23 protein-coding genes and 1 pseudogene are annotated in these 22,910 nt (G+C 67.2%); 8 read left to right on the top strand and 16 right to left on the bottom strand.

Going from position 1 to position 22,910, the window contains the following annotated elements; all coding sequences use genetic code 11:
• Nucleotides 1–214 precede the first annotated feature (214 nt).
• From ACFRAL_RS04825 to ACFRAL_RS04815, 3 genes are all read left to right on the top strand, one after another.
• Nucleotides 215–2,740, top strand: a complete 2,526-nt coding sequence (locus tag ACFRAL_RS04825; RefSeq protein WP_378880412.1) for a rhamnogalacturonan lyase — start codon at nt 215–217, stop codon at nt 2,738–2,740.
• An 89-nt stretch (nt 2,741–2,829) separates the two neighbouring features.
• On the top strand, nt 2,830–3,561 hold the full coding sequence (locus ACFRAL_RS04820) for a glutamine amidotransferase (protein ID WP_378880409.1): 732 nt from the start codon (nt 2,830–2,832) through the stop codon (nt 3,559–3,561).
• A gap of 99 nt (nt 3,562–3,660) precedes the next feature.
• On the top strand, nt 3,661–4,041 hold the full coding sequence (locus ACFRAL_RS04815) for a hypothetical protein (RefSeq protein ID WP_336397755.1): 381 nt from the start codon (nt 3,661–3,663) through the stop codon (nt 4,039–4,041).
• A gap of 38 nt (nt 4,042–4,079) precedes the next feature.
• Here the strand turns inward: ACFRAL_RS04815 and ACFRAL_RS04810 are convergent, their stop codons facing one another.
• Together ACFRAL_RS04810 and ACFRAL_RS04805 are read right to left on the bottom strand one after the other, a co-directional pair.
• Entirely contained in the window at nt 4,080–4,847 is a 768-nt protein-coding gene (locus ACFRAL_RS04810; RefSeq protein WP_336397754.1) for an NAD(P)H-hydrate epimerase, read from the bottom strand.
• Nucleotides 4,844–5,956 (bottom strand): YhjD/YihY/BrkB family envelope integrity protein, encoded by a 1,113-nt coding sequence (locus ACFRAL_RS04805; RefSeq protein WP_378880405.1) that lies wholly within the window; start codon nt 5,954–5,956, stop codon nt 4,844–4,846. Before ACFRAL_RS04805 ends, ACFRAL_RS04810 begins: the two co-directional genes overlap by 4 nt.
• Before the next feature lie 259 nt (nt 5,957–6,215).
• On the opposite strand from ACFRAL_RS04805, the gene ACFRAL_RS04800 reads away from it, so the two are divergent.
• On the top strand, nt 6,216–7,883 hold the full coding sequence (locus ACFRAL_RS04800) for a GspE/PulE family protein (protein WP_378880402.1): 1,668 nt from the start codon (nt 6,216–6,218) through the stop codon (nt 7,881–7,883).
• A 20-nt stretch (nt 7,884–7,903) separates the two neighbouring features.
• Here the strand turns inward: ACFRAL_RS04800 and ACFRAL_RS04795 are convergent, their stop codons facing one another.
• The 12 genes and pseudogenes from ACFRAL_RS04795 to ACFRAL_RS04740 form a co-directional block, all read right to left on the bottom strand.
• Nucleotides 7,904–9,139 (bottom strand): type II secretion system F family protein, encoded by a 1,236-nt coding sequence (locus tag ACFRAL_RS04795; protein ID WP_378880399.1) that lies wholly within the window; start codon nt 9,137–9,139, stop codon nt 7,904–7,906.
• 1 nt (nt 9,140) lies between these two features.
• Nucleotides 9,141–10,433, bottom strand: a complete 1,293-nt coding sequence (locus tag ACFRAL_RS04790) for a type IV pilus twitching motility protein PilT (protein WP_378880396.1) — start codon at nt 10,431–10,433, stop codon at nt 9,141–9,143.
• A 5-nt stretch (nt 10,434–10,438) separates the two neighbouring features.
• A complete protein-coding gene (gene pilO, locus ACFRAL_RS04785) occupies nt 10,439–11,101 on the bottom strand; it encodes a type 4a pilus biogenesis protein PilO (RefSeq protein ID WP_378880393.1) in 663 nt (220 codons plus the stop codon).
• On the bottom strand, nt 11,101–11,751 hold the full coding sequence (locus ACFRAL_RS04780; protein ID WP_378880390.1) for a hypothetical protein: 651 nt from the start codon (nt 11,749–11,751) through the stop codon (nt 11,101–11,103). The genes pilO and ACFRAL_RS04780 overlap by 1 nt, the downstream gene beginning before the upstream one ends.
• Complete coding sequence (gene pilM, locus ACFRAL_RS04775; RefSeq protein WP_378880387.1) at nt 11,748–12,779, bottom strand: pilus assembly protein PilM; 1,032 nt, start codon at nt 12,777–12,779, stop codon at nt 11,748–11,750. The genes ACFRAL_RS04780 and pilM overlap by 4 nt, the downstream gene beginning before the upstream one ends.
• A gap of 14 nt (nt 12,780–12,793) precedes the next feature.
• A complete protein-coding gene (locus ACFRAL_RS04770) occupies nt 12,794–13,648 on the bottom strand; it encodes a prepilin peptidase (protein ID WP_378880384.1) in 855 nt (284 codons plus the stop codon).
• 3 nt (nt 13,649–13,651) lie between these two features.
• Complete coding sequence (locus ACFRAL_RS04765; protein WP_378880381.1) at nt 13,652–15,286, bottom strand: hypothetical protein; 1,635 nt, start codon at nt 15,284–15,286, stop codon at nt 13,652–13,654.
• 32 nt (nt 15,287–15,318) lie between these two features.
• The gene (locus ACFRAL_RS04760) at nt 15,319–15,837 is read right to left on the bottom strand and encodes a hypothetical protein (protein WP_378880378.1); all 519 of its coding nucleotides are present in this window, start codon (nt 15,835–15,837) and stop codon (nt 15,319–15,321) included.
• Complete coding sequence (locus tag ACFRAL_RS04755) at nt 15,834–16,253, bottom strand: prepilin-type N-terminal cleavage/methylation domain-containing protein (RefSeq protein ID WP_378880375.1); 420 nt, start codon at nt 16,251–16,253, stop codon at nt 15,834–15,836. The genes ACFRAL_RS04760 and ACFRAL_RS04755 overlap by 4 nt, the downstream gene beginning before the upstream one ends.
• A 60-nt stretch (nt 16,254–16,313) precedes the next feature.
• Nucleotides 16,314–16,742 (bottom strand): prepilin-type N-terminal cleavage/methylation domain-containing protein, encoded by a 429-nt coding sequence (locus ACFRAL_RS04750; protein ID WP_378880373.1) that lies wholly within the window; start codon nt 16,740–16,742, stop codon nt 16,314–16,316.
• A gap of 260 nt (nt 16,743–17,002) precedes the next feature.
• Entirely contained in the window at nt 17,003–17,833 is an 831-nt protein-coding gene (locus ACFRAL_RS04745; protein WP_378881317.1) for a hypothetical protein, read from the bottom strand.
• Nucleotides 17,834–18,103: 270 nt separating this feature from the next.
• Nucleotides 18,104–18,223, bottom strand: a pseudogene (locus ACFRAL_RS04740) (DUF2510 domain-containing protein); the annotation flags it as partial.
• Between the two features lie 259 nt (nt 18,224–18,482).
• Here ACFRAL_RS04740 and ACFRAL_RS04735 point away from each other — a divergent pair.
• From ACFRAL_RS04735 to ACFRAL_RS04725, 3 genes are all read left to right on the top strand, one after another.
• Nucleotides 18,483–18,899, top strand: a complete 417-nt coding sequence (locus ACFRAL_RS04735; protein WP_378880371.1) for a hypothetical protein — start codon at nt 18,483–18,485, stop codon at nt 18,897–18,899.
• 62 nt (nt 18,900–18,961) lie between these two features.
• The gene (locus ACFRAL_RS04730) at nt 18,962–19,990 is read left to right on the top strand and encodes a lactonase family protein (protein WP_378880368.1); all 1,029 of its coding nucleotides are present in this window, start codon (nt 18,962–18,964) and stop codon (nt 19,988–19,990) included.
• A 92-nt stretch (nt 19,991–20,082) separates the two neighbouring features.
• Nucleotides 20,083–21,468 (top strand): DUF222 domain-containing protein, encoded by a 1,386-nt coding sequence (locus ACFRAL_RS04725; protein WP_378880365.1) that lies wholly within the window; start codon nt 20,083–20,085, stop codon nt 21,466–21,468.
• A 9-nt stretch (nt 21,469–21,477) separates the two neighbouring features.
• Here ACFRAL_RS04725 and ACFRAL_RS04720 read toward each other — a convergent pair whose 3' ends face one another.
• Both ACFRAL_RS04720 and ACFRAL_RS04715 read right to left on the bottom strand, forming a co-directional pair.
• A complete protein-coding gene (locus ACFRAL_RS04720) occupies nt 21,478–21,777 on the bottom strand; it encodes a DUF1905 domain-containing protein (protein WP_336397737.1) in 300 nt (99 codons plus the stop codon).
• A 34-nt stretch (nt 21,778–21,811) separates the two neighbouring features.
• Nucleotides 21,812–22,240 (bottom strand): SRPBCC domain-containing protein, encoded by a 429-nt coding sequence (locus ACFRAL_RS04715; RefSeq protein WP_336397736.1) that lies wholly within the window; start codon nt 22,238–22,240, stop codon nt 21,812–21,814.
• 77 nt (nt 22,241–22,317) lie between these two features.
• Here ACFRAL_RS04715 and ACFRAL_RS04710 point away from each other — a divergent pair, with 77 nt between their 5' ends.
• Nucleotides 22,318–22,905 (top strand): GNAT family N-acetyltransferase, encoded by a 588-nt coding sequence (locus tag ACFRAL_RS04710; protein WP_336397735.1) that lies wholly within the window; start codon nt 22,318–22,320, stop codon nt 22,903–22,905.
• Nucleotides 22,906–22,910: the final 5 nt, after the last annotated feature.

The following is a 22,910-nucleotide window of genomic DNA, read 5'->3' as shown; positions in this document are numbered from 1 at the left end:
CCCGGCGTGCCGCGCACAACCTCCGATCCTGTGCCCCGGCAACGCACGCGACCGCACCGGCCCGGCACATTAAATCGTTCCAATCTCCCCGAAAGGGTGGTTGACCGGGCCGCGTCCAGTGACTAACGTCGCTCGGGAAAACGCATTCCTCGCGTCTTCACGATGGACGGTCCGTACCCCACGCGGGCCACTGACTCGGGAGAACGATTCGACGATGAATCTCCGCAGAACATCCGTCCGCGCGCTCGTGGCAGGCACTGCCGCGTGCGCACTCACCCTGGGCCTCGCGCAGCCGGCGCTGGCCGAGGAGGCTCCGAGCGCCCCGCAGCTCGAGGCGCTCGACCGCGGTCTGGTCGCGGTGTCCACCGGCGAGGGCGTCTTCCTCAGCTGGCGGCTGCTCGGGACCGAGGCGGGGCCCGCCACCGACACGGGCGTGAGCGGCCCGTCGTTCGCGGTGTTCCGCGACGGCGAGCGCATCGCGACGGTCGACGACAGCACGAACTACTCCGACCCCGACGGCACCGCCGACTCGGAGTACACCGTCGCGCCGGCGTGGCACGACATCACCGGCGACCAGTCGGCGCCGGTGTCGGTCTGGGGCGACGGGTTCTACGACCTGCCGCTGCAGAAGCCCGCCGACGGCGTGACCCCCGTCGGCGAGGCGTACACCTACTCGGCCAACGACGCGTCGGTCGCCGACGTCGACGGCGACGGCGCGCTGGAGTTCGTGGTCAAGTGGGACCCGTCCAACTCGAAGGACGTGTCGCAGAAGGGCTACACCGGCCCGGTGTACGTCGACACGTACGAGCTCGACGGCACGCTGCTCAACCGCATCGACCTCGGCGTCAACATCCGCGCGGGCGCCCACTACACGCAGTTCATGGTCTACGACTTCGACGGCGACGGCCGGTCCGAGACGATGCTGAAGACGGCGCCGGGCACGACCTCCACGCGGTACGACGCCGACGGAACGGCCCAGACGCCGGCCCCCATCACGATGCTCGCCGAAGACCTCGCCGCGGGGTACGCGCACACCGACGACTACCGCACGAGCGCCGCCGACTACCGCGAGCACCTCATCGAGGTGTTCGAGGGCTGGTCGGAGCACCCCGAGGTCGTCGCGGGCAACTGGCCGGCGACGCTCGAGGAGGCGTTCGGCATCCCGGTCGCCCACGAGTACCCGCTGTCGACCGAGTCCGCCACCGAGCTCGTCGACTACTTCATCACCACCTACGCGCCGTCGCGCAGCGGCCGCAACGACCTCACGACGTTCGAGGGCTTCATCGTCGACGGCCCGGAGTACCTGACGGTCTTCGACTCGGCCACCGGCGAAGAGCTCGAGACCGTCCGCTACGAGCCGGGCCGCGGCGACGACGGCCTGCTGTGGGGCGACTACGCGATGTCGCGCATCGAGCCGGGCAACCGGGTCGACCGGTTCCTCGCGGGCGTGGCGTACCTCGACGGCACGCACCCGTCGGCGATCTTCGCCCGCGGCTACTACACGCGGTCCACGATCGCGGCGTACGACTGGGACGGCGAGAGCCTCAGCACCCGCTGGTTCGTCGACAGCGGCCACGTGCCCATGACGAACCCGTTCAACGACGGGCCGCACGGCCGTGACGGCACCGATCCGGTGTACGGCTCGATCACGACGCAGGGCTTCCACTCGCTGAGCGCGGCCGATGTCGACGGCGACGGCAAGCACGAGATCGTGTACGGCGCGGCGACGATCGACGACGACGGCGGACTGCTGTACAGCTCGTTCGACGTGCTGCCTGAGGGCAGCGCGGCACCGGGTGAGAACGTGCGCCTCGGCCACGGCGACGCCATGCACGTCACCGACATCGACCCGAGCCGCCCCGGCCTCGAGATCTGGACGGCGCACGAGGGCGGCACGTACGCGCCCTACGGGTCGGCGATGCGGGATGCCGCGACCGGCGAGGTCCTGTTCGGGGCGTACTCCGGCCGCGACACGGGCCGCAGCATGATCGGCGACGTGCGGGCCGACGTCTCGGGCATCGAGGTGTGGGCGAGCATGCCGAACGGCAGCGAGGGCTCGGGCCTCCTGAGCGCGACGGGCGAGTCCGTGCAGCCGGGCAGCACGCCCGGCACGAACCAGTCGATCCGGTGGGCGGCCGACCTCACGACGCAGATCGTGAACGGCAGCATCGATCAGACGCCGACCATCGACGACTGGACCCGCGGCCGCCTGCTGACTGCCGACGGCACTCGCACGAACAACTACACGAAGGGCAACCCGTCGCTCGTGGCCGACGTGCTCGGCGACTGGCGCGAGGAGCTGCTGGTGCGCACAGCCGACTCGAGCGCGCTGCGCATCTTCACCAGCACCGAGGTGACGACGCACAAGCTGCCGACGCTGCTGCACGACGTGCAGTACCGCGCCGAGGTGGCCCGCCAGAACACCACCTACAACCAGCCGTCGTACACGAGCTACTACCTCGCGAGCGACATGGACTTCGCGAACGTGCCCGTGCTCACCACGGCGGCGACGCCGAAGGAGCCGAGGTTCGTCGAGCGCCGCGGCGCCGCCACCGACCTCGTCGTCGTGGCGCCCGACGCGGCGTTCGACGTCTACCTGGACGGCGAACTCGCCGCCAAGGGGCCGAACGAGGTCGCCGACGGCAGCGAGGTCACCGTGACGGCCGTGCCGAAGGCCGGCTTCGCGGTCGACACCGGCGCCGAGTCGAGCTGGACCCACCAGTTCCAGACCAGGGACTGACGATCGGGAGCGGATGCCTCGGCCCGGCGACTCGCGCCGGGTCGGGGCATCCGTCATTCTCTGCTCCCGCGCCCACGTAGGCTGGTGCGGTGAAGCCGTTCGTCCTCCTCGCCACGCGCGCCGAGGATCTGCCGGCCGACGAGGAGTACGCGCTGTTCCTGCGCTACTCCGGTCTCACGCCCGACCAGCTGGTGCGGGTACGGCTCGAAGCCGGGCCCATGCCGCGGCTGGATCTCGACGCGCTGTCGGGCATCTTCGTGGGCGGCGGGCCGTTCAACGCGTCGGACCCCTTCGAGAAGAAGTCGCCGGTCCAGCGACGGGTGGAGGCGGAGTTCCAGACCCTCCTCGACGAGGTGGTGGTGCGCGACTTCCCGTTCCTCGGCGCCTGCTACGGCGTGGGCACCGTGGGCGCTCATCAGGGCGCGGTGATCGACCGCACCTACGGCGAGCCGATCAGCGTCGTGCCGGTGACCGTGACCGAAGCGGGGGCATCCGATCCCCTGCTGGCCGGCATGCCCGCCACGTTCAACGCGTTCGTCGGGCACAAGGAGGCGATCACGCGCCTGCCGTCGTCGGCCGTGCTGCTGGGGTCGTCGCCGGGATGCCCGGTGCAGATGTTCCGGGTGGGAGAGAACGTCTACGCGACGCAGTTCCACCCCGAGCTCGACGTCGAGGGGATCACGACGCGGATCCACGCGTACGCCGGCCACGGCTACTTCGGCGCGGGCGAGCTGGAGCTGACGCTGTCGGCCGTGCGACGCGCGGCCGTGTCGCATCCGAGCCGCATCCTCCGCGCGTTCGTCGAGCGCTACGCGCGCTGAGCCCCGCGTCCGCGAGCGCCTCGGCCTCTTCGCACGGCCCGTGGGCGGTGGTACGCTCCCCGCACCGGCTGCCTCCGCCGCCCGAGAACGAGGTGCGTCATGGGTTCGAAGAAGCTGCTCATCACCGGAGCGGTGATCGCGGGCGTCGCTGCGACGGCGATCCTCGTGCCGAGCATCGCGGCGGGTGTTCCGCTGACGTCCCTGGTGCCCTCGTCGCTCCTCGTCTCGCACGACGACGGACCGGGCGAGAACGGGCGCGGGAACGCGTTCGGGCACGACAAGGACTCCCCGGGCTTCCCCGGCGACAACGGCGCCCGCGACGACGACGACCGCGGTCGCGACGACGACGACGCGCGCGGACGCGGTGCCGAGAAGCACGAGGACGGCCCTGGCGGCAACGGACGCGGAAACGCGTTCGGGCACGACAAGGACTCTCCCGACTTCCCGGGGAACAACGGCGACCGCGACGACGACGACTAGCCCCGTCCGGCGCCCCGCGGGCTGCCGGGCTGCGGGCGTCAGCGCTGGGCTGTGACGACGCGGGAGACGGATGCCTCCCCCGCCGGTTCCACCGAAGCCAGGGCGTCCGAGAGTCCGATGTCGACGAGCACGATGTCGCCGGCGAGGTCCGGTCCGCGGCCGGTGACGAGCCCGGCCTTGACCGCGCCGAACGTGACGGTGACGGATGCCGGCAGCACGGCGTCGTCGGCCGCGCCGGTGTCGGGGTGGAGGCCACTGGGGATGTCGACGGCGACGACGCGCGGCATCCGCTCGAGCTCCCCCCATCCGAGAAGGGTGGTGACCGCGTCGCGGGCGGCGCCGCGCAGACGCGAGTCGCGGGAGGCGCCGATGCCGACGACGCCGTCGACGAGCACGGCGTACGCGTCGCCGGCGTGCTCGGCCTCGTCGAGCTCGATGCGGCGGGCGCCGGATCCGATGGCGGCGGTGAAGGCGGCTTCATGGAAGCGGTCGCCGACGAGCACGAAGTCGACGTCGGCGACGTCGGTGAGTCCGGCGGCGGCGTAGAGCGCGTCGCCGCCGTTGTCGCCGCCGCCGGCGAGAACCAGGATGCGCGGGCGATGCTCCTGCGGCGCTCCGGGCACGGTCGGCTCCAGCGCCCGCCAGGCAGGGGCGGCCCCTCCGGACTTCATGCTGCCGAGTTCGGCGCGGATGATCTGCGACAGGGCACCGGCCGCGCGCTGCATGAGCGGCACGCCCTCGTCGAGCAGGGGTCGTTCGGCGGCGCGCACCTGCTCGGCCGTGTAGACGGGAACCTCGGTGCTCATGACTTCTCTCCTGCGTCCTGTTCGGCCTGCTTCTTCGCGTCCTGTTCGGCCTGCTTCTTGCGCGCCTGCTCGCGTTCGCGATCGGCGTCGGCGCGGGCGTGCGCGAGCTCCTCGGTGGTGACGCGCACGGCGTCCTCGGCCTGACGGACGCGGCGGAGCGCGAACGTCGGCGACCCGAACCGCTCGCGCACCCGGTCGACGCGTTCGCGCTCCCCGACGATGATCCAGGTGCCGGCGAGGAGGATCACCTGGGCCGAGAGGTTCAGCCAGATGAGCAGTGCGATGAGGGCGGCGAAGGAGGCGAGCAGGGGGTTGGCTCCGGCGCCCCGCACGAAGAGGCTCGACAGCTGCTGCAGCACGATGAGGCCGACGGCGCCCAGGAAGGCGCCCGTCCACAGCGACCGGGCGCGAGGGCGCACGCCGCTGAGCGTGCGGAACGCGACGGCGACGAGCGCCATGTCGAGCACGAAGACCACGAGGATCGACACGGTGCGGGTGGCGAGTTCCGCGAACCAGCTCTGGCTGAGGCCGAGCCAGTCGAGCACGCCGCCCACGAAGGATGTGCCGATGAAGGTGGCGCCGGCCGACAGCACGAAACCGCCGCCGATCGCGATCGCGAGGAGCAGGTTGCGCAGCAGCACCCAGACGAAGAAGACGTCGTCGTGCACCTTGTCGGCGAGGGTCCGGAGGGCGACGCGGAGCGAGCCGATCGCGCCGATGGCCGCCGCGAGCAGACCGATCAGGGCGATGATGCCGGTGACGGTGAGGCCCGCGGGCGCCTCGATGTCGGAGACGTCGACGAGGCCGTCCTCGCCGACGAGGCCGGGGATCGCCGCATCCACCGCCGACACCAGCGATCGCCACGCCTCCGGGTTGTCGCTCAGCCAGAGCGCGGCGAACGAGAAGCCCAGCAGCACGCCGGCGAAGACCGAGAACAAGGCGCGGTAGGTGACGCTGTCGGAGAGCATCGGTCCGCGGCGCTCGGCGTAGTGCAGCCACACCCGCACCGGCTTGAGCGAGAGCGCCCACGCGGTCGCCTTCGGGATGAACCCGCTGGCGGGGACCGCTCCCCCGGCCGGCGCGCCCGGCGGGTTCGTGTCTTCGGTCACTGAACCTGTCGACGTCGCCATGGCGCCACACTAGTCAGTGCGTTTTCTCAGCGCGCCGGTCTTGACGGCATGCGTATTATGTCGTCTAGGGACTGGGGAGTCTCTTGGCGATTGGGGAGATCGCTGCTGGGGGGTCTTGGGCATAATGACAGGCATGGCTGCACCGTTTCGCTCACGTCGCGAAGCTCGCGGTCGTCTGTCAACCCCTCCCGCAGTTCCGCCCGTCGTCGTACCATCTGGGGATTCAATGGGGGACGCTGTGAGGGGATTGGCACAAACACTTGTACTGACTGGGGCGGTACGGGCGGCAGACATGTCAGCGGCGCTGGCGCAGACGGGCGAAGGGCCCGAGCTGCAGCGCCTGCTGGTGAGCTCGCATCTGGTGACCGAGGGGCAGGTGGCCGAGGCGATCGCTCTGCACACCGGCCACCGGTATGTCGATCTGGCGAACACGCCGCTCGACCCGAGCGTCGTGGCACTGGTTCCCGGGAACCTGTGTCGCAAGTACAGCCTGATCCCGGTGGATCGCAAGGGTGACCGCCTGACCGTCGGCGTGCTCGACCCCACGGATATCGTCGCGCTCGACGATGTGGCGAGCATCACCGATCTGTTCGTCGAGCCGGTGGTCGTCGCCGAAGACGCGCTGACGAACATGTTCGAGCGGTTCCTGCGCTCCGACGAAGAGCTCAGCGAGCTGTCGATGTCGATCGAGGAGTCGAGCGAGGCCAATCAGGCCGCGTTCACCGAGAGCCTCGAGGAGCAGGACGACGCCGCGCCCATCGTGCGGTTCGTGAACCTGCTGATCGCGCAGGCGATCAACGACCGTGCGAGCGACATCCACGTCGAGCCGGGCGAGAAGCAGCTGACGGTGCGGTTCCGCATCGACGGCGTGCTGCACGAGATGCAGAAGGCCGACCGGGCGATTCAGGACGGCATCATCTCGCGCCTGAAGATCATGTCGTCGATCGACATCGCCGAGAAGCGCAAGCCCCAGGACGGCCGCCTCTCGGTCACGCACGAGAACCGCACCGTCGACCTCCGCGTGGCCACGCTGCCCACCGTGTGGGGCGAGAAGATCGTCATGCGAATCCTCGACAACACCGGTCAGACGATGGCGATGCGCGACCTGCTGTTCTCGGGCGTCAACGACCGGCGCTTCCGTGAGTCGATCACCAAGCCGCACGGCATGATCCTCGCCACCGGCCCGACCGGTTCGGGCAAGTCGACAACGCTGTACACGGCGCTCCGTTCGATCGCGAACCCGAAGATCAACGTCATCACCGTCGAAGATCCGGTCGAGTACCGCATCGCCGGCATCAACCAGGTGCAGGTGAACAACCGCGCGGGCCTGACGTTCGCGTCGGCGCTGCGGTCGATCCTCCGGTCCGACCCCGACGTTGTGCTCGTCGGTGAGATCCGCGACTTCGAGACCGCGAACATCTCGATCGAGGCGGCGCTCACCGGTCACCTCGTGCTGTCGACGCTGCACACCAACGACGCACCGTCGGCGCTCACGCGTCTCACCGAGATCGGCTGCGAGCCGTTCCTCGTCGCGACGGCGCTCTCGGCCGTGATCGCCCAGCGCCTTGCGCGTCGGCTGTGCATGCGCTGCCGCGAGCCGCTCGTCGAGACGACCGAGGTGCTGACCTCACTCGGCTTCCCGCACGACCCGCACGACCTCCCCGAGCTGTACAAGGCGGTCGGATGCCCCGCCTGCAGCAACACCGGCTACCGCGGCCGCGTCGCGCTCCACGAGATCATGACGTTGAGCGACGAGATCGAGTCGCTGGTCACGACGCGGTCGACCGGTTCGGAGATCCGTCAGGTCGCGCTGGAGCAGGGCATGGTCTCGCTCCGTGAAGACGGCTGGTCGAAGGTCGCGCAGGGTCTGACGACGATCGAAGAGGTGCTCCGGGTCACAATCTGACGCGGCGCCGCCTCCGACGCCTACTGCTTGGCGAGTTCGCCGTACAGGGTGAAGATCGGCAGGTAGAGCGAAATCACCATTCCACCGATGATCACACCCAGGCCAACGATGAGAATCGGTTCGATGGTAGACGAGAGCTGGGAGGTGGCTGTCTCCACCTCGTCCTCATAGAAGTCGGCGACGCTGGCCAGCATATCGACAAGCGTTCCTGATTCCTCACCAACAGAAACCATCTGTGGCACCATCGCGGGGAACACGTCGGCCTTAGCCAGCGGTGCAGCAAACGATCGACCTTGCCGGATGGACTCCTGCACATCGCGTACGGCTTGCTCAATCTTCCAGTTATTGGACGCCTGTCCCACAATGGACAGGGCTTGGATGATCGGGACGCCTGCGTTGAGCATCATCGACAGGTTGCGTGTGAATCGCGCAACCGCGATCTTGGTCGCCAACTTCCCGAATATCGGGATCTTGAGCTTGATCGGGTCAACGACGCGCCTCATCTGCTCCGTGTGGCGGTTGGCTCGCCACCAGATAATGGTCGCGATTAGGATGATCGCGATCAAGGGAAATATCCACCACATGTTGTTGGAAAGGTTGATGAGAATCTGAGTCGGCACGGGAAGGGCCGACCCTAGACCAGCGAACATCTGGGCGAACACCGGAACCACAAACGTCACCATCAGGAAGACGCCGATCATCGCGATGATGAGCACAATGATCGGGTACGTCACCGCCGCACGGATCTTGTTCTGGAGCTCCGCCTCGCGCGAGTAGTTCTCCGCAATCGAGGACAGCGCTGCGCCGAGGAAACCGCCAGCTTCACCAACCTTGATGATGCTGAGCATTAGCGGGGGGAACGTCTTTGGGTACCTAGCCAGGGCGCCGGAGAAGGAGGAACCAGCTTCTACATCGGCCCGCACCTGCACAAGCGCAGGCTGCAGCTTCTTGTCGTCGGTCTGCTCGATAAGGATGGTGAGTGTCCGCATGAGCGGCAGGCCAGCATTGATCAGGCCAGCCATCTGACGCGAGATCACGGCGAGCGAACGGGCGCTGACGTGCCCGCTCCGACCTGGCAGCTTGATCTCTCTGCTAAGGCCAGTCTGTGACTTAGGCGTGACCTCAAGCGGCGTCAGTCCCTGCGATCTCAGCTTGCCAGCGACCGCGGACTCGTTCGCCGCCTCGATAGTCCCTTTGACAACCGCTCCGCCTCGTGCATCGACAGCGCGGTACACGTATTCCTGCACGCTCGCCACATCACACCTCCTTGCCCGACACGTCCCAGGCGTCGAAGTCCTCTGCTGCACTCCAGTCGACTTGACGTGCGGTGGGATCAACGCGACCCCCAACAGTCGGCGTGCCGAAGCGCGACCCCATCCCTACACCTGAGCCGGCCGAGGCATTCGCAGGTGCTGATTCGAGATCTCCTTGCCGCCACTCGCCAGCATGATCAGCCCAATCCTCGGCGTCGAGTTCGCGCGGTCGAATATGCACACCATCGAGGCTGCGTGGATCGACCGCAAAGTCCTTCGCCACGTTGGCCGCGATTGTACCGTCCGAGACGAGCCTCCGGAGGTCTTGGTCAAGCGTATGCATGCCGACCTGCGAGCCAGCCTGCATGGCCGAGTAGATTTGAGCGACCTGGCCCTCGCGGATCATGTTCGCCACTGCGGGTGTATTAATCAGTACCTCGGTGGCGATCGTTCGACCGTTGACTTGCGCCAGCGGAAGCAATGTCTGGCTGATGATTCCTTGAAGCGTGTCGCCGAGCTGAGTTCGAATCTGATGTTGCGCATCGGCCGGAAACACATCGATGATGCGGTTGATGCTCTTCGCCGCTCCCTGAGTGTGAAGCGTGGAAAGCACGAGGTGACCAGTCTCGGCAGCTGACAGGGCAGTGGAGATCGACTCGGGATCTCGCAGCTCGCCGATGAGGATCACGTCGGGGTCCTGACGGAGAACTCGGCGCAAGGCCTCGGCGAATGAGTTTGTGTCGCGGCCGACCTCGCGCTGGTGGATGAGTGCCCGCTTCGACTCATGGTGAAACTCGATCGGATCCTCGATCGTGATGATGTGCGCCGGCACCAACTGGTTGACGATGTCTACCATCGCCGTGAGCGTCGTCGACTTGCCCGAGCCAGTCGGCCCGGTCAGGAGCACGAGACCCCGGGGACGTAGAGCAAGGTCGCGAGCGATCGCTGGTGCACCGAGCTCTTCGAGCGAGTACACGCGGTCGGGGATGTAGCGCAGGGCGATCGCAATCGAGCCGAGCTGCCGGTAGACGTTGGTGCGGAATCGACCGATACCGGCGGTGGCGTGTGCGAGGTCAACCTCTCCTCGCTCCTGAAACTCCGTTCGCTGTCCCTCACCCATAAGCGCGAAAGCGTTGTACTCGACCCACTCCTCAGAGAGCGGCTCCGGGTGACCCGGCACCGGGACGAGGTCACCGTCGACGCGGAACAGAGGGGGTGCACCTGCTGTGATATGAACATCGGATGCCCGCTGTCGCGCACCCATTGCGAGCAGGGCTTCGAAGTCGAGGTCTTCCATCGCCATTACCCTTCCCCGTCGAAGTAGGTGAGCGCGGCGACCTGCACGGCGATAGTGCCATCGCCGGCTTCGATGATGGTCGCGGTGACGCTGTTCAACAACCGCGGCCCGGCGCGAAGCGCGTCGATGAACGCTGTCGCCTGTTCCATGCTGGTCGCTGAAGCGCTAATTGCGAACTCCGCCTGCTGTCGACCTGCGGAACTGGTGTCCTCCGAAGAAGCTGGAGGGGACGTTGTCGCGTCGGCATCTGTTGCCTGAGCATCTTCGCCAGTCGAGCCCGCGGGCGGGTTTACTGGAGCCGATTCAGTCGACGCTCCGGCGCGGGGTTCGAATGGAACCTGTTCTCCTGCCGCGATGGAGGAGAGCCGAGCTCCGCTTGTCTGCGACGCCCGTCCAATCACCTCGAACACATCGTCAAGTTGCGCAGCTGCCGGGATCTGCGACCGAAGCTCTTGCACATCGGCGTTGATCGTGTCCAGGTTCTTCTCCTGCTCACGCAGGTTGTCGACCTGTGACTGGTACGTCGCATTCGTGCTCGCGACCGTTGCCGTCTGCGAATCGACTCCAACAGCTTGAATGTACAGAGGAAAAGCCACGAGCGAGATCCCCAGGGCGATGATGCCCAGCGAGACTATGAGACCGATCGCCGTGACGATTTGCTTCGGCATCAGTCGTCCCCCGCCTCATCGCCGGCCCACGCACCGGAGTAGACCGTTTGATCGAAATGAACATTCAGCAGGTACACGAAGCGACCTTCAGACAGGGAGCTGGTCGTCACCGACTGGCCATCGACGAAAAGTACACCGTCGACATTACGTAGCGCCCGGATGATCGCGACGATGTCCAAAGGAGTCGGGCTTTCGACGGTGACGGTGCCGACGAGCCCCTGTTCGGACTCGGGCTCTTCGCCGGTTGGTGCCCCACCAACGGCGAAATCGAACCCGTTAAGCGTCGAACCAGTGGGCAGAACTCCGGCCACCTTAGCAACCACGGGCGTCCAGATGAGGTCGGTGGCCATCGCTTCAGTACGGTACGAGGTGAGCTCGGACTCGGTCGCGAGCGCCTGGCTGACTTCAGACAGTGAGGCAATCTCTGTAATCAGTACGTTGGTCTTTGCCTGCTCGCTGGCCAGTCGCTGGTCAGCGATGATCTTGAACACGAACGCGGCGGCGATGATCAAGCCCGCGACGACCACGGCGCCGAAGACGATCCACACCCATAGCCGAACGAGCTGATCTCGTTCACGTCGTGCGATTTCGGATCGCGGCATCAGGTTAACGCGCGGAGCACCAGCCAGCGGCGGGGCGAGAACGGTCATCGGGTTGCCTCCCCCAGTGCGATGCCCACCGTGCCGACGAGGTTAAGTGAGACCTCGCCGGCCGGCGGGGCAGCAGATGTGGAGATGACGTCGGTCACATTCACCAGGCGCAATGGAATATCGATCGCGGAGGCCAGCGCGGGCATGGTTGCATCCGCGGCGCCGGCTCCTGTTACGAACACCTGCGAGGGTGCGCTCGCCCCAGGACGGCTAGCGAAGAAGGACAGCGTGCTGCGTAGACGAGCGGCCAAGTCTGACAGTCCAGGGGATGTGGCGGACCGCAGCAAGCCGCGAGTGCGGGTCTGCTGAGTGCTTCCGGCGGATCCTGCATACTCCAACGCCGGCGTCTTCGAGCCGTCCACATCCACATCCAAGTCGAGGCTGTGACGCCGGGACGCTGCAGTTTCGACGTCGATGGGCAAGATGCGTACGAACTGGGGAATTCCAGCGCGGGACACCACGACCTGCGTCGTGTGATCTCCGATGCTCACGGTCGCAACGGTCTCATCAGGTGATGCGAGTGGCGCGGTCACGCGCGCGAGACCGAAGGCCGCGAGATCAACGGCCTGGGTGCGCACCTTCACCCTGCTCAGAGTTGAGATGATCTGCTCGATGCTTTCTGCAACGGCGGCGACGAGCAGGCCGGAGACCTGGTCACCTTGCTGCGACAGCGGATAGAAGTCGAGGACCGCTTGGCTTGCCGGGACCGGAAGCAGATCTTGCACCTGGTACGGCAGTGCTTCACGAAGCAAGTCAGGCCGCATCGCCTGGGTAGTGTACTCCCGCACCAAGATCCGACGGCTGGCGACTCCGAGCACGGCCGCCCGGCTCTTGAATCTCGCCCCCGTCCATAACTGCCGCAGCGCAACGGCAACCGAACCCTGGTCCAGCACTTCGGAGTCACGGGCCGAGCCGGGTGCCAGCGGCACCTCTCCATAAGCGATGAGCTGCGGTTTTCGCCCCAGCGTCACTTCGGCGGCACGCACACTCTCTTCGGTCACCTCCAGGCCGACGATTGTCTTCGTCATGCTTTCTGCCCTTCCTATGCCCCTATGAACAAGTCTGTGTACCACTGCCCGACTACTTCACCTGTGAACACGCCAGTCCACGCCCCGAGGATCATCCACGGGCCGAAGGGGATGGCAGTCTTTCTGTCGGCGCGGCGCACGGCCATCAAAGCGATGCCAAAGACTCCTCCGAACACAAATGCCGCGAACGCCCCAACGACCAGAACGCCCCAGCCCAGCCATCCGAGGTGCAACCCGATCACACCGGCGAGCTTCACATCTCCGCCCCCCATGCCGCCCGGCCGCACGAGCCGCAGCAAGAAGTAGAAGACGTAGAGGATGACCATGCCGCTAGCGGCGCGTAGAAGCGCGGCCCAATCGCCGAGCAACCACGAGGCGACCGTAAAGAGAACACCTGCTACCACATAGCTAGGGAGAACGATGCCGTTCGGCAACCGATGGGTTTCCAGGTCTATCAGGGTCAAGGCGACGCTGATAGACGCGAAGTAGAGGAAGGCGACGACGATCAGCACGAACGCGAAAAGCGTGGCGCCCGAGTAATTCGTGCTATACGCGTCCGTCTGAGCACGACCCTGCGCTAACCCCGACCACGTAACGAGAGCGAAGGTGACACCAGTGATCGCTTCAACAAGCGGATAGCGGGCCGAAATGGCCGCATTGCAGGTGGCGCATCTGCCTCGTAGCGCGATCCACCCGATGACTGGAACGTTGTGCCAGGGCTTGATGGGCGTCTCGCAGCGGGGGCAACGGCTTTCGCGCATCAGCGAAATTCCGGCTGGCACTCGGTAAGCCACGACATTCAAGAAGGACCCAATGACGAGGCCGACGATCCCCGCCAGAAGGACGAGGAAGATTTCGAACTGCGTCATCGGTTAGGGCACCGTCGCCGAAGGGGTCGGACTGGCAGAAGGTGTTGAGAAGGCTTGTTCAACCTGAGTGACTCGGTCCCCCAACCGCTGAGTGAGGACTGTTTCGAGCACAGCGTCTTCGCCTTCCCCCCGCACTTTGCACCCCAGTTTTTCGAATGCGGGCGCCCATTGCATCAGCGCACACGTATACGATGCCGACCCGATGAAGGTCACTCCGCTCGTGTTGTTCGAGTACAGCTGACCGCGAAAACTGGACTTGACGGTGCCGTTGAGCCCGCATGGCGTGTACACCATCAGTCTCGGCTGAATAGTTACCCCGTTGTCGATGCTGAGGGTATCGGGCTGATTGCCATTCCCACACGTTGGGTCGGTTTCCCCCCCAACGAGGTCTCGGCTTGGGTCCTCGTGAACGAAGACCATCTGGCGGTCGCCGGCGATAGAGCCTTTGATGTTGATGTCGAGAATCTTGGCCGGCGCGATCAGGAAAGCAACGTCCTTGGCCAGCGTCGTGGTCCCCGAAGGGAACGTCACGGCGGAGTGCGACGGCGTACAAGTCCGATAATCGAGGACGAGGGGGGCGCTCGTCCCCGTCGTCAGGAGGTCACGGAACTGCGCCGCAGTGAGGCTGCACGCGTTTATGGGTGTACTCCCCCACCCCGACGCGGAATCGAGGTCCATCCAAGCTGTCACCGAGCGAATGAATTCCAGACTGGGGTTGAATGCCGGCGGAGCCGTCGTCGGAGTCTTCGTGGCCGTAGCATCAACCACCCACTTAGCACCAACGTTGATCGCGCCACCGGCGATCATGTTGCCCCAGACGTGGCCGTCCGTCGAACCCGTGTCGGTGAGATCGATCGTGCCCGTCGCCTCGATCATCCCGCTGTCGGGATCCGCCGATGTGCCGATCATCGAGCCATTGGACGTGAACTTTACGTTGGCCGTGACCGTCGTGCCCGTGAGGTCCACACCACCCGCCTTCACGTTTCCATCGACCGTAACGCGCTGCGACGATGCGTCCACATCGCCGTACGACCACACGTCGCCGTGCACAGTGCAGTCCCGACTGAACGTGGCGGTCCCTCGCGTCACGTAGAGGTCGCCGACCAGGGTTCCGTCCGCGGCGCACGTGTAGGGTCCCGAGCGTACGACAATGTCGCCGGCGTAGGTTCCCCGGAGACTTACACCGTTCGCAAAGTATGCGAGGACCCCGCCGGCCTGCTGCTCCCATGTCACGATCCACGGGTACACGGCGTCGACGGTGGTCTGTGATCCATTCGGTCCTGTTCCCGTCGACGTGATCACGACAAATGCGGTCTCCTCGCCCGGGCAACCGGTCGCAACTCCGGAGTCGGTGCTCCTAGACGGTTGCCCGTACAGTACTACGTCAGCTTTCGAGATCACGCCGATGGTGGCAGAGTACTCGAGATCGCCATTGGAAGTAAGCGGGAAGAGCGCTGCGTCGCACGTCCCCGCGAGATGGGCGAGGGCCGCGTCGCGACCCGACTCGGCAGCAACGAAAGCTTGCGTGCGTGACTTGTTCGCGGTGTTCGCGCTCATCGTGAAGATGACGGATGCCGCCACAGTTAGGGCGATGACGACGCCGACGAGCATTACCACGAGGACCGTGATGAGGGCCATGCCCTCATCGTCGTCTCGCGTGCGACGCTTGGTTACCAGCATGGTGAGGAGACTCCTGTCGCATTGCGGGCGGAGGCGGTTCCAACGAATCGCACTGGCGCGGTGGCTGTGGCGATCTCAAAGGCGTAGTCCACAGTCTTACCCGTTTCCGTTTCCTCGAGGATCACCTCCCCAGGAATCGACGCGATATCAATATCCCAGCTGGGCCACTCGGCAGGTAGCGCTCCCGCGCTCATTGCCATCTTCGCTTCACCGGCAAGATCGAACCCCTGACAAGTCTGCCCCGCTCCAAGTGAAGTGTGGACCGTTAGCGTCGTACCGACCACCCGCAATGCGAGCGCATTCCGGACCGCTCGTTCAATGGTCGAGGAGACCAGTTGGCCTCTGTTGGTCGCCTGTGAGGCAGTCAAGACGTCTTCCTGCGTGCGCCACGAATTGAGCAACATGGTTGCGACTGCTATCAGAAGTAGCGAAACAACGACGACGTAGATGATGAGCTCGATCATCGTGACGCCAGCGTCCGAGTCCTCCCGGACAATGTCGGGGCTCATGGGATGTACACCCTTGCATCGACCTGGGCGAGTTCCACTCCGGAGGCATCCGTAGCGATGAGCGTCAGCGGCACGGCCACGCCTTTTGCACAGTCAGAGGGTGCGTAGACGCTGCTGATGTCGATATCGGCGCCCTTCCCGTCCGTAATCGAATCTGCCGCGGTCACTTCGGTGAGTTTTAGACACGTTGGCGTCGCACGTGCGTCCTCGATCAAGGAGTAGAGGTGCCGTGTCGCGGTCGCTGTCGCGGACTGACGGCCTGATGCCAGCAAGCCCTGCCACAAGGACGGCAACAATGCCACGGCGATCACCGCGAGCACCATCATCGCGATGACAACCTCGACGAGGCTCAGTCCACGATCATCGCCACAGCGATCGTTCATGCCGAGCGCACCTCCCCAGGTGGCATTCCCCAAGTCCCCATCATGCCACTAGGGCCGGGGATCCGTCCCCGGCCCTAGTGATAGCCCGAAGACTTACGGGCAGGTGTGAGTCGGGGCGGGCGCAACCGCGGTTTCGTCGATGGCCACGCCGGGACCAGCCGCCCAGGAGCTTCGAGTCCCTCCGGCCACCGTGGCGGTCACGCAGATGGTGTCAATGTCAGGCTTAGCGAACTTGGTCACCGTCACCTGGGTGACGTCGCCCTGCTCGAGATTGTCGATATCTGTGCCCGCCTGGTAGGCGGCATCGTCCGGATCCTGGGTGAGCGCGACGGCCGCCTGCGTGGCGCCGTTCGCCGCCGCGGACTGAGCCTGGCTGTCCCTGGCCTGCGCCTGGATGTTCAGGAAGATCGGCACCGCGACTGCGGCCAGGATGCCGATGATCACGACAACAATGATGAGCTCGATGAGCGAGAAGCCGCCCTCGTCGCCGCCTTCTTCACGACGCTGCTTCACAGCGTCCATGTAGTTCTTGATAGTTGCACGCATAGCGCGGTACTCCCCATTCATAGTTACAAGGTCGACTTCGACCGGCCGGCACGCCGAGCACCGGCCTTGATCATTTCCCCAAAACGAAAATCCCAGCTAGTCGAAGCTGGATGGGGAAACACACACATGCGTGAATCCCCTCCCCACGACTGAGCATGGTGGGTGCGCGCTTGTGCTGTCAACGCGCTGAAGGGCAAGGTTCGCTGAAGAATGGCTTAAGAGCGGGCGGGGCGCACTCAGGCGGTGATGGCGACGGTCACCAGGAACAGCACCACGCCCAGCCCAGCAGTGAGCACCACCGCGACCGCAAGCGCGACGATCGAAGTCGTCTTCTTGGTGGGGCGTTGCGCGGCGATGACCAGACCGCCGATCGCGAGGAAGATCGCCGTGAGGGCTAGCCCGAGGTTCACCAGGCTGACGGTCCCCGCGAGCATGGGATTGACGGGGAGGAACCAGCCGACCACCGCGGCCCCTCCGAGCAGGCTCAGCGCACTGAGCACGAAGGACGCGGTCGCGGCACCGTTCCTCGACGACTTCTCCGGCAACGAGTGCGTCAACTCGCCCACGTACGAGCTCGACACCGGGTGGTAGACGAGGGGGCGCGGCATCCGATCGTCGTCCGCCGCGACCCTTGGGCGCGCCACGATCTGATCGGGAAACTGCTCGGCCGGCCGATCGCTGTCGGGCGCGGACGCCCCGGCGACGGAGTCCGCGGTGGCGGCCTCGGTGCTGGGTTCCGGGGTGAACGTAGCGGCGTCGCGGACGAGCGAAGGCTCGATCGTCGGGCGTGGACCGGTACGGGTGCGCCGGAGAAGAGGCGGCTCCGACGAGGTCTCCGGCTCGACCGCTTCGGAAGCGGGCCGGGGTTGGTCGGGTGCGACGGTGTGTTCCGACGGTTCATCGCTCACCGTCGCGGCGGCTCCCCCAGCCGCGCTTCCTGCGAACGTCGGCGCCGCCGTACTCGACGGCGACGTCGCCGGGGCGTTCGGCAGGTCGGCCGCACTGTCGACATGCGCGGCGCGGCGCATCGCTTCGGGGGCTGCCGTAGTGTCGATGGGGCCCGACATCGTCGAGACCGGGGGCGGCCACGCGTGCACCACAGCCGCGGGAGCCGGCGCTGCCTGTTCGGGCGTCGAGACGGCTGCCTTCGCGGCTCCCGCCGTCGACGTAGCGAAGAACGCCGCGATGTCGTTGTCCCGGTCGGTCGCCTCGTCGTGCGACCGGCGCCGATGACGGCGTTGCGCTCGGCCCGTCGCCCACGACGCGCCGACGGGAGGCTCGGACGCGCCCGCGCCCGAGATCGCCGGCAGATCGGATGGCGGCGGGGCCGCGGCATCCGTCGTCGTGAATCGATAGTGCTGCGTCCAGGCAGCACCGTCCCACCACCTCAGGCGGGTGGCACCCGGTGATTCGGCGTACCAGCCCGGCGGCGGTCCCCCAGTAGACCGATCGGACATCATGCTCCCCAGCAGAATGATTCTCGCTCGAGGCCAACTTAGCGGGTCGCGGCGGTCATCCGCAGACATCCGTCATCCGCTGCAGGGACATGGGAGGTCCCGATGATCGGAGCACTCGCGCGCGCCGAAGGCGCTCGATGAGCGGCGATGCGCGCGCAGACGGCGAGGGGAAGCCGTCGGGGCTCGCCCGGCTTCCCGACAGCGCCGACGCGCGCCTGCTCGCCGCGGGCACTCCGACGTGCGCCCTCCCCTCCGGGCGGTGTCGGTCGTGCCCGAAGAGCTCGCGGCGTTGCACGAGAAGATCCGCGTGTACCGCAACACCACCGTGGCGCACTCGCGGTCCGAGCTGGTGCGTCCGGCGCCGATCGCGTATCTCGATCAGGCCGGTCGCATCCGCCGCGTGGGCGATGCGGTCATCAGCCAGCACCTGCCGGGGCAGATCGCGAGGCAGTTCGCCGGTCTGATCGGCGTGGTGCAGAACACGGTCGAGGAGTGGGCCGACGACATCCGCGCGCGCCCGGAAGAGAGGTACGCAGAAGCCGAACCGCACGTCATCGCGAGCTGGCCGACGCCCGCGTTCGAGGCGCAGCCCGCCCGCGACTTCTCGGCAGACTCCAGACGGCGGCCGGGGTCGGTCTTCACCCACTACCTGAGCGTCGAGCCCGTGGAGGAGTGAAGCGGATGCCTCCGCCCCGGGCTTACCCCATCGGCGGGGTGTCGCGCGCCTACGATCGACGCATGACGCAATCGCATCTCATCCTCGTGGCGAACGCCGGTGACGGCAGCATCAGCACGTTCCAGCTGACGGACGGCGCTCTCGAGCGGATCGCCGTGACGGAAGGACTGGACGGATGCTCCACCTTCGCCGTCGACGCCGCCCGCGACCTCGTCTATGCCGGGGTGAAGGGTGCGCCCGCCGCGATCGTGACGTTGCGCCTGGACCGCAGCTCAGGGCGCCTGTCGGAGGTGTCGCGTCGCGACCTGCCCGACGGCGGCATGAACTACCTCGCTCTCACCCGCGACGGCGGGGGGCTCCTCGGCGCGTCATATGGCGGAGGATATGGAATCAGCGCCGCAATCACCGACGGAGTGGTCGGCGAGCCGGTGTCGCGGGTGGAGTTCCCGAACCTGCACTCGGTGCTGCCCAGCGCAGACGGCCGCTTCGCGTACTTCGTGTCGCTCGGCGCCGACCTCGTCGCGCAGTACGCCCTCGACGATGACCTGCGCCTCGTCGCGTTGACGCCCGAGACCGTCGCGGCGCCGAAGGGCAGCGGCCCGCGGCACCTCGTGCTGAACGACGCGCAGGACGCCGTATACGTGCTGACGGAGTTCTCGGCCGAGGTGCTGCACTTCGCCCGCGACACCTCGAACGGAACGCTCGAGCCGGTGGGTGCAGCATCCGCTTTCGATCCGTCCAAGGGCCTCGAGCACAGCCGGTTCGGTGCCGACCCGAGGGCCGAGCACCTCATCTGGGGCGCCGACCTGCACTTCGGTGCGCAGGGCCGGTGGCTGTGGGCCTCGGAGCGCACCGAGAGCACGCTCGGTGCGGTATCCGTCGCGGACGACGGGTCGCTGTCTGCCCCCACCGGGTTCACGGTCACCGAGGAGCAGCCCCGTGGCTTCGCGCTCAGTCCGGACGGCGCGTATCTCGTCGCGGCGGGCGAGCGCTCGACGTCCGTGGCGCTCTACGCGGTCGACGCGGACCGGCTCGAGCTGCGGCAGCGTGCCGAGACCGGCGGCGGGGCGAACTGGGTGCGCTTCGTCTGAACCGGCGTGATTCGGTCGGCGGCACAGCTGAGCAAAGTAGGCGTTTCTCGAATATAGGTGCGAATGTCGGAGGTTGCTTCTACGATTCAGTTATGGAGATTTCATCGGATGCCGCGGCGCCGCTGCCGGCCTGGATCGATGACGACCCCTGGTTCCAGCTCGGCCCATGGGAGGCGCCCGAGTTCGAAGACTTCGTTCCCGACGTCGACCTCGACGCGCTGCAGGCGAGCGGTGAGATGCACTCGGTCGGGCTCAAGGCCATCGAGTACGCGACGGTGCGCAGCCGCATCCTTCTCGCCGAGCAGTACGCGGGCATCGCGTCCGTGCTTCGGGACGCCGCGGACTGCCCAGACCCGTGGACCGGCCCCGATCCGACCCTCGACCCCGCATGGCGTGATCCGCAGGGCCGCTCGGTCGGTGCCGTGCGCGCGGAGCGCCGCGACATCGCGGTGCGCTCGGCCGCGACAGACGTGGCGGTGCGGCTCGGGCTGTCCGAGGCGATCGTGCGCACGCGCGCCTTCCACGTCGACACGCTTCGCGAACGATGCCCCCTCGTGTGGGCGGCCTTCGCGTCCGGGGACGTCTCTGAGCAGAACGCGAACACCGCGGCGCAGCACGCCGCTTCGCTCCCCCGTTCTGCGTCCGAGGCGTGGGCGCAGTTCGACGCGCAGGTGATCGAGGGAGCACGGCGGATGCCGCCCGGCAAGTTCCGTCTTCGCGCCCGCGTCGTCCGGGAGCGAGTGCACCCTGAGTCCATCGACGATCGGCACCGTCGGGCCGCCGAAGACCGCCGGATCTGGACCACCGCCGAGCCCGACGGCATGGCCACACTGAGCATCTTCGGTCCCGCCGCCGAGGTGCAGGCCGCCCAGCGCCGGGCGGACGCCCATGCGCGACACCTGCGCGACCAGCCGGGTGAAGAGCGCACCCTCGCGCAGATCCGCAGCGACGTGCTTCTCGACCTCCTCGCGCACGGCGAGACTCCGCAGACCGGACCCGCGCCCGCGCGCGCCGCGGTCGCCATCACCGTCCCGGTGATGACGCTCCTCGGCCACGACGACGAGCCGGCGACGCTCGACGGCTACGGCCCGATCGACGCCGACACCGCCCGTCGCCTCGCCGGCGAGGCCACCAGCTGGGTGCGCATCCTCACGCACCCCATCACCGGCACGGTGCTCGACGTCGATCGCCGCACCTATCGGGTTCCCACAGCGCTTCGCCGCTGGCTCGGCGTGCGCGACCCGGTCTGCATCGGCCCCGGCTGCACCCGCCCCGCCCGCGACTGCGACATCGACCACCGCCTCGACTGGCAGCACGGCGGCACCACGACCGACACGAATCTCGCTCCGCTCTGTGAACGGCATCACGTGCTCAAGACGAAGAGCGCATGGAAGCTCTATCGGGACGAGATCACCGGCGTCACCTGGTGGGTCACACCGACCGCCCGCATCGTCGACCCCGAGCCGCCACCGTGGTGATCCGGCCCGTCAGCCGTCCAGCACTTCGAGCCGCACCGTCACCGGACCCCCGTCGGCGAGCCCCTCGGCATCGCGCACGGCCTTCTTCAGCGGCAGCACGTACGACCCCGACCCGGAGTCCGGGAAGATCGACGTCGCCCACTCCGTGCCGCCCACCCGCGCCCGCACGCGCACCGACCCGAAACCGCGAGACGGCCGCGGAATCTCGCGGATGTCCGCGCTCAGCTCGGGCGGCACCGACGTGAAGAACCACGACGCATCGTCACGGGCATCCCAGCGCCACACCTCGCCGTCGAACTCGATGATCACGAGCTGAAGACTAGCGAGCGGGTCGGACGTCCGGTCAGAGGTGCTCCCCCGGCGGACCGCCGTGCCGGTCGACGAGCCGCTGCAGGCAGCTCGACCAGCCGTCCACGTGCTGCGTCCGCTCGTCGGCGGTCGCGAACCCGGAATGCCGCACGATCACACGGGTCGTGGCATCCGCCGCCTCTTCCAGCTCGATCCCGACGTCGGTGGTGTGCTCCTCCCCCGCCCACCGCCACGCCAGCCGCAGGCGGTGCGGCGCCTCGAAGCCCAGCACCGTCGCCTCGACCGCGATGCCGGCCACCTCGGAGCGCACCTGCCATGGCCCCAGCTCGTGCACCTCGACGAGCGCGGTCGTCTCGAACCGCGGCGGCCAGAACCAGCTGACGAGCAGGTCGGCGAGCGTGAACTCCGCCCAGACCACGTCGACGGATGCCGCGACCAGCGCCTCTTCGGTGAGCTCATGCATCTCAACACCGTACGCCCGAGCAGCCGCAGCCGACCGCTTCCGTCGCGCACGTCGGAGGGCGGGTCTACGCTCCCGCCATGAGCGCACTCCGCTTCGTCCCCGCGAACGAGGCGTCGTGGGACGACCTTCAGGCGATCCTCACCGGCGCCGCCGGACGCTGCCAATGCCAGCGGCAGCGACTCGGCGACCACGACTGGTGGTACATGCCCGAGAGCGAGCGGGCCGCGATCCTCGAGGCCGAGACGCACTGCGGCGATCCGCGCGCCACCGAGACCATCGGCATCGTCGGTTACGACGACGCCGAGCCCGTCGCGTGGGCGGCGGTCGACCGCCGCGGGGTGTACGGACGGGTGCGCGGATCACCCGTCCCCTGGCAGGGACGCACCGAAGACCCCGACGACGACTCCGTCTGGGCGATCCCGTGCCTGGTGGTCCGCAAGGGCCATCGCGGCCAGGGCCTCACCTACCCGCTCGTCGCGGCCGCCGCCGAGCACGCACGCGCTCGCGGAGCCGCGGCCGTCGAGGGCTATCCGCTTCTCGCACAGGGCAAGAAGGTCATCTGGGACGAGATGAGCGTCGGCGCCGTCGGGCCGTTCCTCGCGGCCGGATTCCGCGAGATCACGCACCCCACCAAGCGCCGTCTCGTGATGCGACGCGACTTCTGAGCGAG

This window comes from Microbacterium sp. NPDC056736, from assembly GCF_042790415.1.
Lineage (GTDB): Bacteria > Actinomycetota > Actinomycetes > Actinomycetales > Microbacteriaceae > Microbacterium.
This window is presented reverse-complemented; position numbering and strand designations above follow the sequence as displayed.

What these genes read in the sequence shown, in the direction of transcription:
- ACFRAL_RS04765 (WP_378880381.1), bottom strand. Translation starts at nt 15,286, where the DNA reads ATGGCCCTCATCACGGTCCTCGTGGTAATGCTCGTCGGCGTCGTCATC.
- ACFRAL_RS04770 (WP_378880384.1), bottom strand. Translation starts at nt 13,648, where the DNA reads ATGACGCAGTTCGAAATCTTCCTCGTCCTTCTGGCGGGGATCGTCGGC.
- ACFRAL_RS04760 (WP_378880378.1), bottom strand. Translation starts at nt 15,837, where the DNA reads ATGAGCCCCGACATTGTCCGGGAGGACTCGGACGCTGGCGTCACGATG.
- ACFRAL_RS04750 (WP_378880373.1), bottom strand. Translation starts at nt 16,742, where the DNA reads ATGGACGCTGTGAAGCAGCGTCGTGAAGAAGGCGGCGACGAGGGCGGC.
- ACFRAL_RS04725 (WP_378880365.1), top strand. Translation starts at nt 20,083, where the DNA reads ATGGAGATTTCATCGGATGCCGCGGCGCCGCTGCCGGCCTGGATCGAT.
- ACFRAL_RS04810 (WP_336397754.1), bottom strand. Translation starts at nt 4,847, where the DNA reads ATGAGCACCGAGGTTCCCGTCTACACGGCCGAGCAGGTGCGCGCCGCC.
- ACFRAL_RS04815 (WP_336397755.1), top strand. Translation starts at nt 3,661, where the DNA reads ATGGGTTCGAAGAAGCTGCTCATCACCGGAGCGGTGATCGCGGGCGTC.
- ACFRAL_RS04790 (WP_378880396.1), bottom strand. Translation starts at nt 10,433, where the DNA reads ATGGAAGACCTCGACTTCGAAGCCCTGCTCGCAATGGGTGCGCGACAG.
- pilM (WP_378880387.1), bottom strand. Translation starts at nt 12,779, where the DNA reads ATGACGAAGACAATCGTCGGCCTGGAGGTGACCGAAGAGAGTGTGCGT.
- pilO (WP_378880393.1), bottom strand. Translation starts at nt 11,101, where the DNA reads ATGCCGAAGCAAATCGTCACGGCGATCGGTCTCATAGTCTCGCTGGGC.
- ACFRAL_RS04780 (WP_378880390.1), bottom strand. Translation starts at nt 11,751, where the DNA reads ATGACCGTTCTCGCCCCGCCGCTGGCTGGTGCTCCGCGCGTTAACCTG.
- ACFRAL_RS04745 (WP_378881317.1), bottom strand. Translation starts at nt 17,833, where the DNA reads ATGTCGGGCCCCATCGACACTACGGCAGCCCCCGAAGCGATGCGCCGC.
- ACFRAL_RS04825 (WP_378880412.1), top strand. Translation starts at nt 215, where the DNA reads ATGAATCTCCGCAGAACATCCGTCCGCGCGCTCGTGGCAGGCACTGCC.
- ACFRAL_RS04730 (WP_378880368.1), top strand. Translation starts at nt 18,962, where the DNA reads ATGACGCAATCGCATCTCATCCTCGTGGCGAACGCCGGTGACGGCAGC.
- ACFRAL_RS04710 (WP_336397735.1), top strand. Translation starts at nt 22,318, where the DNA reads ATGAGCGCACTCCGCTTCGTCCCCGCGAACGAGGCGTCGTGGGACGAC.
- ACFRAL_RS04715 (WP_336397736.1), bottom strand. Translation starts at nt 22,240, where the DNA reads ATGCATGAGCTCACCGAAGAGGCGCTGGTCGCGGCATCCGTCGACGTG.